Origin of the sequence: Antarctobacter sp., assembly GCF_034670325.1 — a bacterium.
Lineage (GTDB): Bacteria > Pseudomonadota > Alphaproteobacteria > Rhodobacterales > Rhodobacteraceae > Antarctobacter.
On sequence record NZ_JAXMNR010000007.1, the window covers coordinates 103,855 to 115,823 of the forward strand.

General features: G+C 64.5%; 12 protein-coding genes. 4 read left to right on the forward strand and 8 right to left on the reverse strand.

Features of this window, described 5'->3' with window-relative positions; translation table 11 throughout:
* Positions 1–20 precede the first annotated feature (20 nt).
* The 5 genes from VOI21_RS17705 to VOI21_RS17725 all read right to left on the reverse strand — a co-directional run bounded on the left by VOI21_RS17705 (position 21) and on the right by VOI21_RS17725 (position 4,747).
* Entirely contained in the window at positions 21–776 is a 756-nt protein-coding gene (locus VOI21_RS17705) for an SDR family oxidoreductase (protein ID WP_323771284.1), read from the reverse strand.
* 96 nt (positions 777–872) lie between these two features.
* Positions 873–1,835 carry a D-erythronate dehydrogenase gene (gene denD, locus VOI21_RS17710; RefSeq protein WP_323771285.1) on the reverse strand — a complete coding sequence of 321 codons (963 nt, stop codon included), beginning with the start codon at positions 1,833–1,835 and terminating at the stop codon, positions 873–875.
* Positions 1,832–2,758 (reverse strand): sugar kinase, encoded by a 927-nt coding sequence (locus VOI21_RS17715; RefSeq protein WP_323771286.1) that lies wholly within the window; start codon positions 2,756–2,758, stop codon positions 1,832–1,834. The genes denD and VOI21_RS17715 overlap by 4 nt, the downstream gene beginning before the upstream one ends.
* Positions 2,755–4,149, reverse strand: a complete 1,395-nt coding sequence (locus tag VOI21_RS17720; protein WP_323771287.1) for an FAD-binding oxidoreductase — start codon at positions 4,147–4,149, stop codon at positions 2,755–2,757. Before VOI21_RS17720 ends, VOI21_RS17715 begins: the two co-directional genes overlap by 4 nt.
* Entirely contained in the window at positions 4,139–4,747 is a 609-nt protein-coding gene (locus tag VOI21_RS17725) for a LysE family translocator (RefSeq protein ID WP_323771288.1), read from the reverse strand. Before VOI21_RS17725 ends, VOI21_RS17720 begins: the two co-directional genes overlap by 11 nt.
* A gap of 217 nt (positions 4,748–4,964) precedes the next feature.
* Between VOI21_RS17725 and VOI21_RS17730 the strand changes: the two genes are divergently transcribed.
* Positions 4,965–5,897: an NAD(P)-dependent oxidoreductase gene (locus tag VOI21_RS17730; protein WP_323771289.1), complete on the forward strand. Its 933-nt coding sequence runs from the start codon at positions 4,965–4,967 to the stop codon at positions 5,895–5,897.
* Positions 5,887–6,777 (forward strand): phytanoyl-CoA dioxygenase family protein, encoded by an 891-nt coding sequence (locus VOI21_RS17735; RefSeq protein ID WP_323771290.1) that lies wholly within the window; start codon positions 5,887–5,889, stop codon positions 6,775–6,777. The genes VOI21_RS17730 and VOI21_RS17735 overlap by 11 nt, the downstream gene beginning before the upstream one ends.
* Positions 6,778–6,929: 152 nt before the next feature.
* Here VOI21_RS17735 and VOI21_RS17740 read toward each other — a convergent pair whose 3' ends face one another.
* Positions 6,930–7,628, reverse strand: a complete 699-nt coding sequence (locus tag VOI21_RS17740; protein ID WP_323771291.1) for an RraA family protein — start codon at positions 7,626–7,628, stop codon at positions 6,930–6,932.
* Positions 7,625–8,143 carry a hypothetical protein gene (locus tag VOI21_RS17745; RefSeq protein WP_323771292.1) on the reverse strand — a complete coding sequence of 173 codons (519 nt, stop codon included), beginning with the start codon at positions 8,141–8,143 and terminating at the stop codon, positions 7,625–7,627. The genes VOI21_RS17740 and VOI21_RS17745 overlap by 4 nt, the downstream gene beginning before the upstream one ends.
* A gap of 150 nt (positions 8,144–8,293) precedes the next feature.
* On the opposite strand from VOI21_RS17745, the gene VOI21_RS17750 reads away from it, so the two are divergent.
* A complete protein-coding gene (locus VOI21_RS17750; RefSeq protein WP_323771293.1) occupies positions 8,294–10,075 on the forward strand; it encodes an IlvD/Edd family dehydratase in 1,782 nt (593 codons plus the stop codon).
* 93 nt (positions 10,076–10,168) lie between these two features.
* Positions 10,169–10,906 carry an SDR family oxidoreductase gene (locus VOI21_RS17755; protein WP_323771294.1) on the forward strand — a complete coding sequence of 246 codons (738 nt, stop codon included), beginning with the start codon at positions 10,169–10,171 and terminating at the stop codon, positions 10,904–10,906.
* Positions 10,907–10,947: 41 nt separating this feature from the next.
* Here the strand turns inward: VOI21_RS17755 and VOI21_RS17760 are convergent, their stop codons facing one another.
* Positions 10,948–11,859 (reverse strand): DMT family transporter, encoded by a 912-nt coding sequence (locus VOI21_RS17760; protein ID WP_323771295.1) that lies wholly within the window; start codon positions 11,857–11,859, stop codon positions 10,948–10,950.
* Positions 11,860–11,969 lie beyond the last annotated feature (110 nt).

Below are 11,969 nucleotides of genomic sequence, written 5' to 3' on the forward strand. Positions count from 1 at the left end.
CCCCGCCCTACACCCGCGCCCTATATCGAGCCGCCCTCAACCATGAAGTTGCTGGCAGAGCACATGGCACTGTCGTCAGAGGCGAGAAACAGCACCATCCGGGCCAGATAGACCGGCTCGATCAGGTCGGGCAGGCACTGGCGCTGGCGATGTTTCTCGATGGCTTCGGGCGTGACCCAGAGATCCTTTTGTCGCTGGGTCATGATCCAGCCGGGAACCACGGCGTTGACCCGGATGCTGTGGTCACCCAGATCGCGGGCCATCGTGCGGGTCAGCCCGTGGACAGCGGATTTGGCGGTTGTATAAGCAGGCATGCCGCCGACCGCCTCCCACCAGCTGTTTGATCCCATGTTGATGATCGACCCGCCCCCTGCCGCGATCATGCCCGGCGCAACCGTCTGGATGGCAAAGAACATATGGCGGATGTTGGTGGCCATACGTTCGTCCCAGTAATCCGGGGTCACGTCCTGCCAGTTGTGGCGGTCGTCGCGGGCGGCGTTGTTGACCAGAACGGTCGCGGGGCCGAGTTTGTCCGCCAGCGCGGCGAAGGCGGACTTCAGGTTCTCGATGTCGCGCAGATCGCAGTATTCAAAGGCGACCTCGCCTTCCGTCTCGGCGGCCAGCGCCTCACCTGCCTCGCGGTTGAAATCGACGAACCCAGTGCGCGCGCCTTGGGCCGCAAAGGCGCGGACCATTTCCTCGCCAATGCCCGAGGCCCCGCCGGTGATGAAGACGGTCTTGCCTTTGAGGCTGGGATAGATCGCGAAATCAGGCATGTTCGTGCTCCTTGTCTGGTCGGGGACGGGGGCGCTGCCCCCGGCTCTGCGAGCCTCCCCCGGGATATTTTTGGACAGAAGAAACCTGGGGCCGTCTCAGGCGGGCAGGTCGTCCTCCAGGAAATAACGGATGTTGTCCTCATAGCTTTCATCTGCCTCAAGCCCGAGGCGGGCGGCTTTTTCCGGGCGAATGTCCATGCGCCAGCCTTGCAGGATCTGGTCGAGCTCTGGTTGCTTGTCCCAGGTGATCAGCTTGGCGGCGTCGGGCCCGGCGACGGCTGTCATCGCGTCGATCATCTGGCCGATGGTCCAGACGCGCCCGGGCATCGTCATGCAGTGGTTGAGGCCAAGGTCCTCACGCGGGATTTCCGCGCCCTTGATGAGGTTTTCGACGCATTTGCGCGGCGAGAGGTAGAAATGCGGGAAGTCCTTGTCCACCGGGCAGTTGGCGGTTTGCCCCTGCAGCGGTTCGCGAATGATCGACGACATGAAACCCGAGGCGGCGCGGTTGGGTTTGCCGGGCCGGACAGAGATTGTCGGCAGGCGAAAGCCGCGCCCGTCGATGAAGCCACGGCGCGAATAATCGTTCACGAGGATCTCGCCGATGGCCTTTTGCGCGCCGTAGCTGATCTGCGGGTTCGGGATTGTGTGGTCGGTGAAGGGCTGTGGTGTCTCGCCTCCGAAGACCGCGATGGAAGAGGTGAAGACCAGTACCGGCTGGGTGCCAAGGGCGCGGGCGCGCTCCAGCACGTTGAGCGTGCCGGTCATGTTGACCTTGTAGCCAAAGTCAAAGTCCTCTTCGGCGTGGGCCGAGACAACCGCCGCCAGCAGGTAGATCACGTCGGTGTCGTCTGGGATGGCCTGCGCGACCGAGGCAGGATCGGTGATGTCGCAGGTCAGGCTGTCGACCGCAAAGGGCGCGTCGACCGGGGCGGGATCGGTGACGTCCGCCAGTGTCAGGCGAGAGATGGCCTGCCCGCGCAGGGTGCCGCGCTTGGCAAGGGCGCGGGCAAGTTTCTGGCCGATCAGACCGGCACCGCCGAGGATCAGGATATTCATGTGGAATTGCCTTTCTCAAAGATCTGCGGCGCCAGTGCGCCGGGGTGTTGAATGACCTCCGCGGCCAGTTGCGCCGCACGGGTCATGGCGGTGCCAAGACTGGCACCGGTTGCGCGCGCGGTGAGGAAGCCAGCGCCGAAACTGTCGCCTGCCGCAGTGCTGTCGACCACGCGGGCCACCGCTGGCGGGGTGCAGGTGACCGTGCCGTCCTCTTCGGTCCAGCCATGGCAGGGGGCAGAGCCGTCCTTGATCACGACGCAGGTTGCCCCGGCCGCGCGGTAGCGTTGTACCGTGTCCTCGGGTGTGGCGTCCTGAAAGGCCAGTTGTTCTTCGTCAAAGCTGGGCAGGACCGTGTCAGAGACACTTGCGCCTTGCAGCAGGCCGGACCGCATCGCCTCGGCGCTGTCCCAGAGGCGCGGGCGCAGGTTGGTGTCAAAGGCGATGTGGCTGCCTGCGGCGCGGGCACGGGCCAGCGCGGCGCAGAGCGTCTTGCGCGCGGCGGGGGCAAGGATCGCCAGCGTTATGCCGGAAAACTGGATCACCGCGCGATCCTTGAAGATCGAGTCCAGCCAGTCGGGGTCATCGGCCAGCGTCTTGGCCGCTGATTGTCCGCGCCAGTAGGAAAAGCTGCGTTCGCCGTCGCGGGTCTGGATCATGTAGAGGCCGACGGTGCGGTCGGGTCTGCGGCGCAGCGTGTCAGTGGCGATGCCTTGGCGTTCGATGAAATGGGCGAGGTCGTTGGACATCGGGTCATCACCGATCACGGTGCCATAGCTGACGGTCCATGTGGCGGGCAGCAGGCGGCGCGCATACCACGCGGTGTTGAAGGTATCGCCAGCATAACCAAGGCGGAACAGGCCGGGGCTGTCAGGGGCCGGGGCCATCTCTACCATGATTTCGCCAAGGGTCAGGAAACGTGTCATTCTGCGGCCTCTTGTTGGGTCTCGGGTGGCAAGAGTTTGCCCGGGTTTAGGATGCCTTTGGGATCGAAGGCCTGCTTGATGGCGCGCATGTAGGTCAGGGCGGGCCCGTGTTCGACCGCCATGAACTCTTGCTTGCCGATGCCGATGCCGTGTTCGCCTGACACGGTGCCGCCAAGGCGTAGCGCGGTTTCTCCCAGCGCGTGGGTAAAGGCATGGGCGCGGGACATTTCGTCCGGGTCGTTCGGGTCCACCGACAGACCGGCGTGGAAATTGCCGTCACCGACATGGCCGACGATGGTGGCGGTGAGGTTCAGCCGTTGCGCGTCTGCCTGCGACTGGGCGATGGCCTCGGCCAGATGGGAAATCGGCACGCAGACGTCCGTCGGCCAGATGTGCTTGCCCTTGCCCAATGCGGCAGAGGCATAGTGCGCGTTGTGGCGCATGGCCCAGAGCGCATTGCGGTCCTCTGTCGTTGTCGCCGTCCGCCAACCGCTTGCGCCGTTGTCGCTGGCGATCTCCTCAAAGCTGGCCATCTGTTCGGTGACGGCCCCGGGCGCGCCGTGGAATTCGAGGAAGAGATGCGGTTCCTCCGGCAGGCCCGCATCCGCATAGGCGTTGAACCCGCGCACCATCATGTGATCCAGCAGTTCGATCCGCGCCATCGGGATGCCGCACTGGATGGTGGTGATCACGCAGGCGACGGCCTGTTGGACGTCCTCAAACCGGCAGGTGGCGGCGGTGATGCATTCGGGTTGACCGTGCAGGCGCAGGGTCAGTTCGGTGATGATCCCCAGCGTCCCCTCAGAGCCGACCATCAGGTGCGTCAGGTCATAGCCGGTGGCCGATTTGCGCGCGCGGCTGCCAGAGCGGATCACCGTGCCGTCGGCCATGACGACCTCGACCGCCAGCACGTTGTCGCGGATCGTGCCATAGCGGACGGCGGTGGTGCCAGAGGCACGGGTGGCCGCCATGCCGCCGATGCTGGCGTCCGCGCCGGGATCGACCGAGAAGAACAGCCCGGCGGCGCGCAGGTCTTCGTTCAACTGCTTGCGGGTGAGGCCGGGTTGAACAGTGCAGGTCAGGTCCTCTGGCTGGACGTTGAGAACGCGGTTCATGCGGCTCATATCCAGACTGATGCCCCCGTGCAGCGCAAGGTGCTGGCCCTCCAGCGAACTGGCCGCGCCATAGGCTGTCACCGGGCAGGTATGGGCGTGGCAGATCCTGAGGATCTCCGAGACGTCTGCTGTGGTTTCAGGATAGGCCACCGCGTCGGGCGGTGTGTTGGGGTAGTAAGTCTCATTCTGGCCATGCAGGTGACGCTCTGCGTCGGAGGTAGACAGGCGGTCGCCCAGCAGGTGCGACAGCGCTGCGATTGCGGCGTCATTGGCCATCTAGGGCACCTCCGGCAGAAAGGACGGCAAGGGCCACAACCGCCAGCATGGAGGCCGCCATGGCGTAGTTGATGCGGCGGTGTGCGGTCTGGGACAGGTTCAACCGGTGCAACGTCGCCCCGGCGTAAAGCCATGCCAGATGGATCGGAATCCAGATGGCGTTGACGATCAGCAGTTTGGCGGCGGTCTCAAAGAGGATGTTGTCCGGGGCGAAAGGGAAACCGGCAAACAGCGTGGTGTTGACCGCATAAGCCTTGGGGTTGATCGCCTGCAACAGGATGCCGGACAGCACGGCGGGCGGAGCCTTGGCCTCGATAAAGGCGATCTTGCTGCCGGCAAAGGCGATGCGCGCGGCGAGGTACAGCAAGTAGCAAATGGAGGCGGCCATCAGGACGGTACGGATGACCGGAACTGACAGCACGATGGCGGCCACACCCGAGATCACCGCCAGTGCCACCAGATTGGTGCCGATGAACAGACCCAGCACATAGGCCAGACCGGGGCGGACGCCGTAGGCCGCGCCCAGACCGGCGGTGGACAACACGCCGGGGCCGGGGGTGATGATCAGGAAAAAGACCGCAAGCGCAAAGGTCAGCATGGGGCGGGCCCCCGTGGTGCCGGCATGTGTTTCCTCCCGTGACGTGCTGTCGGGGCGCGCTTGCATGGCGGCCCATTTGGTATACCATCCGCACTCAAGACCAGCCGGGGCGGGAAGTCAACGGCGTGTGGGGGACGACTTGACGCCGCTCGCGGCTTGCAGCCGCATCGCTCCGCCCGCCGTGCCACCCGGGGTCGCGAAACAGGGGAGGCTGCGTATGTCGGAGAAGGTCAGTGTAGGGTTCATCGGTGTTGGTCTGATGGGACACGGGATGGCGAAAAACCTGCTGGAAAAGGGGCACCCGCTGGTGGTGAAGGGCAACCGCAACCGCGCACCCGTTGAGGACCTGCTGGCGCGCGGCGCCACCGAGGTCACAACCCCGCGCGAGATGGCGGAAGCCTGCGAAGTGATTCACATCTGCCTGTCCAACGCCCCACAGGTCGAAAGCGTGTTTCGCGGCCCGGACGGGATCTTGGCCGGGATGCGGGACGGATTGACGGTGGTGGAATGCTCGACCTCTGATCCCAACGTGACGCTGGCATTGGCCGCTGAACTGGCAGAGCGGGGCGGGCACATGGTGGACGCGCCGCTGGGCCGCACGCCGAAAGAGGCCGAGGCCGGGACGCTGGACGCGATGGTCGGCGCCGACGCGGCGGTGTTCCAGCGAATCCTGCCGGTGCTGGAATGCTGGGCGGGCAATATCAACCACGTCGGCCCCGTCGGCGCGGGCCACAAGATGAAGCTGATCATGAACACCATCGCGATGAGCTATGCCGCGCTCTATTCCGAAGTGACGGCACTGGGGGCCAAGGTCGGCATTCCGCCGTCCACGATCCAGCGGGTGATCGGTTCGTCCCGGCTGGGCAACGGGTTCTTCGATACCTTTATGAGCTATGCGGTGGATCGGGACCGCGACGCGCATAAGTTCTCGATCGCCAATGCGTCCAAGGACGTGCGCTATGCGCTGGCCATGGCGGCTGAGGCGGGGGCGCTGTCCCCCATGGCCTCGGCCACCCGACAGTATTTCGCGCAGGTCGAGGCGCAGGGTTTTGCCGACGATTATGTGCCGTTCCTGTCCGACCACGTGGCACGGATGAACGGGTTGGATCTGGAGGAAGAGGCTAAGAAAGGCCGCGGCGATGCTGACTGACGCGCAACGGGCCTTTTACGCCGACAATGGCTATCTGAAGGTCGAACAGGTGGTGACGCCGCAGGAACTGGCCGACCTGCAGGCGGTGACGGATGATCTGATCGAGGCCTCGCGGCAGGTGACGGAAAGCGACGAGGTCTATGACCTCGATCGCGGTCATGGTCCCGATGAGCCGCGCCTGACCCGGATCAAGCTGCCGCACAAGCGGCACGCCATCTTTGAGCAGGTGCTGAAGCGGTCAAAGGTCACCGAGGTCCTGAACGACCTGTTGGGGCCGGATACCTTCCTCAATACCTCCAAGCTGAACACCAAGGCACCGGGCGGCGGCGCTGCGGTGGAATGGCATCAGGACTGGGCGTTCTACCCGGCCACAAACGACTCGCTGCTGGCCTTTGGCCTGATGCTGCGCGATGTGACCCCGGAGAACGGCCCGCTCATGGTGGTGCCGGGCTCTCACAAGGGGCCGGTGCTCAGCCACCATGCGGGGGGTGTGTTCTGCGGCGCGGTTGACCCGGACGACCCGCTGTTCCATCGCGACAAGGCGGTGACGCTGACCGGTCGCGCGGGGGACATGACGGTGCATCACGTGCGCATCCTGCACGGCTCGGCCCCCAATGTATCGGATCGGGCGCGGCAGATCCTGTTCTACGAATGCGCCAGCGCCGACGCCTGGCCGCTGTTGGGCGCGTCGAGCTATATTCATTCTCTGGGGCAAAAGTTGTTCTGGCAGGACTTGCAGGACCGCATGATCACCGGCCAGCCCTGTCTGGAACCGCGACTGGAACAGGTGCCGGTGCGGATGCCGCTGCCTCCCGCGCCCGACAACAGCTCTATCTTCAAGACGCAGGAAAGCGGTGGGGCAAAAAGCGCCTTCGCCTGACCGAGGGCGGGGGAAGGGGCGCTGCCCCTCTGCGCTACGCGCATTCACCCCGGATTATTTTTACCAAGAAGAAATGCAAGACCCTTGGCTTCTTCTTGGTAAAAATCCTCCGGGGGAGCCGACCGAAGGAAGGTGGGGGCAGCGCCCCCTCTTTACCCGATCTCCACCGCGCTGCCGTCCGCCAGCATGGCCTCGATGTCCATCGGGCTGCAAAAGCCGTCTTTGACCTTGATTTCCAGTTCGGCTTCCAACCGGGTGACGTCCTTGAGTTTGGCGATCACCGTGTCGATCTGGGCAAATGGGATCACGACGACACCGTTGCGGTCGGCGACAATCATGTCGCCCGTGGCCACATGGCGGCCACCGACATTCGCCGATCCGCCCAGCGTGCCGGGGCCTGAGACGCAAGGCGAGTTCGGGTTCAGGCCGGTGCACCACGATGGCAGGCCAGCGGCCACAATGCCCTCGTAGTCGCGCATCGGGCCGTCGGTGACAAAGCCCGCGGCACCTGCGTTTTTCAGCATGCCAGACAGTTGATCGCCGATGGTGGCGCCGCCCTGATAGCCGTGGCCCGCGTGGACCAACACATCGCCCGGGGTCAGCAGGTTGACCGCTGCCAGCGTGGCGATGATGTCGCCGGGGCCGCTGTCGGCCACCAGCGCAGGGCCCGCGGCGACACAAGCAAGGTCACGGCCAAAGCCCAGCGGCGAGATGTTGGTGTCCATGGCCCCAAGGCCGCCCATGGCATCGCAGAGAAAGGCGGTCTCGACTCCCTGAAAGGCGGCGATCTGGTCGGCTGTCGGGCGCGGCGCGCCTTTGACCAGCGTTAGCTTTGGCGGTTCTTCGATCATGGCTGTTTTTCCTCCGGGGTGATCGGGTTGGGGTCAGGCAAGCGCCAGAGCAGGCGGATATAGGCCAGCCCCGAGGCGGTGGCGGTGCAACGGCTTTTCTGGGTGCGAATTTCTTCGGCGGGGATCTCGCGCAGGAGCGCCAGTTCCTCCATCCTGTCGCATTGCACCAGCGACGACAGCAGGTCGTATTTCAATTCGATTCCGGCCAGCGCCGCGATGCGTTCCGGTGCGGCGTCGCGCAGGTGCTCCATACGTGTGCCGATGGCGTCGGACCATTGCGCGCGGGCCTCTTCGAAACAGAGCGCGGCCACAGCCGGTGTTTCCGACGAAACACGCAGGCAGGCGGAATGGGCGCTGTCGACGCAGCCGGTCGGCTTGTTTCCAAGGTCGATGGCGGTCGAGACGCAGGCGCGCACCGCATTCAGGTCCAGCGGCTCTTCGGCGGCGGCGGGTGTCGTGCAGGTCAAGCCCAGCGCCAGTGACGCCGCGAGGCGCGCGGCGGGGTTCCATTCCATGATGTTTCCTCCCGGGGCAGGGCGTTCTGCGCCCTTGCTGTCTTTTGCGCTCTCGTGCGAGGTTGCTTGCATTTGGTATACCAAATTGAAATGCTCGCACAAGAGTTGAGACCCGTCAGAATCGGCGGGTGCCAGAGGGGGAGAATGGTCATGTCCGATACCCGCGCCAACAAGCGCTTTCGCTCACAAGAGTGGTTCGACAATCCGAACAACCCGGGGATGACCGCGCTTTATGTGGAGCGCTACCAGAACAGCACCTTCACCCGCGAGGAATTGCAGGGCGAGCGGCCGATCATCGGCATCGCCAACACCGGCAGCGATCTGGCCCCCTGCAACAAGATCCATGTCTTTCTGATGGACCGGATCAAGGCGGGCATCCGCGAGGCGGGTGGCGTGCCGATGGAATTTCCGACGCATCCGATTCAGGAAACCGGCAAGCGGCCCACCGCCGCGCTGGACCGTAACCTTGCCTATCTGTCCTTGGTCGAGGTGCTGCATGGCTATCCGATCGACGGGGTGGTGCTGACAACCGGCTGTGACAAGACCACGCCGGCAATGCTGATGGGGGCGGCCACAGTGGACCTGCCCGCCATTGCGCTGAACGGCGGTCCGATGCTGGACGGCTGGTGGCAGGGCAAGCGCGCCGGCTCCGGCACCATCGTCTGGGAATCGCGCCGTTTGCTGGCCGAGGGCAAGATTGACTATGAGGAATTCATGGCGCGGGTCTGCTCGTCCGCGCCCAGCCTTGGCCATTGCAACACCATGGGCACGGCCAGCACCATGAACGCCATGGCAGAGGCGCTGGGTATGTCCCTGACCGGCAACAGCGCCATCCCCGCGCCGTTCCGTGAGCGGATGACCATGGCCTATGAGACCGGCCAGCGCATTGTCGAGATGGTCTTTGAGGATCTGAAGCCCTCGGACATTCTGACGCGTGAGGCGTTCGAGAACGCCATCGTGGTGAACACCGCCATTGGCGGCTCGACCAATGCTCCGCCGCATTTGCAGGCGGTGGCCCGCCATGCCGGGGTCGATCTGAACGTCAAGGACTGGGAGACGGTCGGCTTTGACGTGCCGCTGCTGGTCAACATGCAGCCTGCGGGCGAGTATCTGGGCGAGAGCTTTTTCCGCGCGGGCGGCGTGCCTGCGGTCATGGGCGAATTGATGAGCGCGGGACGTTTGCACGGTGAGGCGATGACCGCCACGGGCAATACAATGGCGGCCAACCTTGCCGGGGTCGACAGTCTGGATACCGATGTGATCCGCCGCTACGATGCGCCGATGCGCGAAAAGGCCGGGTTCAAGGTGCTGTCGGGCAACCTCTTTGACAGTGCGTTGATGAAGACCAGCGTGATCTCACCGGATTTCCGCGCGCGGTTCCTGTCGGAGCCGGGCAATGAGGGCGTGTTCGAGGCCAAGGCCGTGGTGTTCGAAGGACCCGAAGATTACCACGACCGGATCAACGATGCCGCTTTGGAGATCGACGAAAAAACCATCCTGTTCATTCGCGGTGTCGGCTGCGTCGGCTATCCCGGCTCTGCCGAGGTGGTCAATATGCAGCCGCCCGATGCCCTGATCCGGGCGGGGATCAATCACCTGCCGACGGTGGGCGACGGGCGGCAATCGGGCACGTCCGAATCTCCGTCGATCCTGAACGCCTCACCGGAGTCGGTGGTAGGCGGCGGATTGGCGCATCTGAAGACCGGCGACCGGGTGCGGCTGGACCTGAAGGCGGGTCGCATGGACGCGCTGGTCGAGGAGGCAGAGTGGCAGGCGCGCATCGACGCATGGGAGGCGCCGGAGATCCTCCACCAGACGCCGTGGGAAGAGATCTATCGCACCCATGTGGGGCAGTTGGCCGAGGGCGGCTGTCTGGAACTGGCGACAGCCTATCAGCGCATCGCAAAGGACCTGCCGCGCGACAATCACTGATCGGGATGGGCGGTGAGGCCGGGAGGGGGGCGCTGCCCCCCGCCTTCGGCCCCCCGGGATATTTTCAGACAGAAGAAATACAAGGAGGGGCGTATGTCCAAGACGATCATTATCACCGGGGGCGCGCGCGGGATCGGCAAAGCCTGCGCCGAGGCATTTCTGGGCGCGGGTTGGCGCGTGGGGATCGTCGGGCGCACGGCGGAGAGCGTGGAGGCCATGGCGGACAGCCATGAGAACGCGCTGGCGATGGTTTGCGACGTGGTGGATGAGGCGGCGGTGGATGCGGCCTTTGACACGGCATTGGCGCAATGGGGGCGGATCGACGCTCTGTTCAACAATGCGGGCGTCTCGGTCATGGGCGGATCGGTGGATGAGATCAGCGTTGACGATTTTCGGCGCTGCATCGACATCAATCTGACCGGGTCGTTCATCTGTGCGCGGGCGGCTTTTGCCCGGATGCGGGCGCAGGACCCGCAGGGCGGGCGGATCATCAATAACGGGTCGGTGTCCGCCTATGTGCCGCGTTGGGGGTCGACGCCCTATACCGCGTCGAAACATGCGATCACTGGGCTGACGCGGTCGATTTCTCTGGACGGGCGGCCCTATGGGATCGCCTGCGGGCAGATCGACATTGGCAATACGTTGACCGATATGGCGGCCAAGATGACCAAGGGCGTGCCGCAGGCGGATGGCTCCATCGCGGTCGAGCCGGTCATGGACGTGTCGAACGTCGCGTCCAGCGTGCTGCACATGGCGTCCTTGCCGTTGGAGGCGAACGTGCAGTTCATGACCGTGATGGCGACGGCGATGCCCTATATCGGACGGGGGTGAGAGGCGAATTTTCGACGAAAATTCGTGTCACCCTGTGATGATCAGCGCGTACTGGGAACGGGGCGGCGGACGCGGCCCCGGATCTTGCGCTCACGCTGCCAGATGTAGAGGCCGGAGGCGATGATGATCGCGCCGCCGCCCAGCGTCCAGACTGTCGGCCATGTGTCGAACAGGAGGATACCCGCCAGCGCGGCGAGGAAGATCTGGATATAGATCACCGGCGCGAGGATCGAGGCATCGGCCCATCGGTGAGCGATCACGGCGGCGATATGGCCGCCCGCGCCGAAGATGCCGATGACGATAAAGGCGACCCATGTGCTGCCCTGCGGCCAGACCCAGCCGTCCAGCACGAAGGGGAGCAGGGACAGCATGGCGACGCCGCTGGACCAGATCTGTTGCGTGGCGTTGCCTTCGATCCCGGCCAGAAGCCGGGTCATGATGAAGTAGAAGGCGGCCATGGTCAGCGCGGCGAGGGACAGAAACATCGCGGGGTGGAACGAGACGCCCCATGGCTGCATCACCACGATCACCCCTAGAAAGCCGACGCAGACCGCGGCGATCCGTCGGATGCCGACCTTTTCGCCGAGGATCGGGATGGCCAGCAGGGTGACGACGATGGGGCCGGCGAACATGATCGTGGTGGTCACGGTGATCGGCAGGTATTTCAGCGCGGTGAAATTGCACACGGTGCTGCCGAGCAGAAAAAAGCTGCGCAGGAGTTGGCGGAGGGGGGCGTTGGAGACGAAGGCGGCCCGGCCCTCTTGCGTGCCATAGAGCGCCACGGCCACGACGAAATGCCCGGCATAGCGGGCAAAGACGACCTGAAGGGCAGGCAGGCCCGCGAGGATCAGCCATTTGGCGGCGCTGTCGATACAGGTGAAGCCGACCACGGCCAGCATCATCATCAGCACGCCGGAGGCGGTGCGGTCTTCGCGGGGTTTTGCTTCGGACATGGGGATTTCTGGGCCGCTTGCGGAGGGGCGTCAATAGGGTGTCCACGTGTGGACAGATTTCAGGAGACGTAAAATCAATGGGTTACAGAGGCGTTTTTACGAAGTGTTAG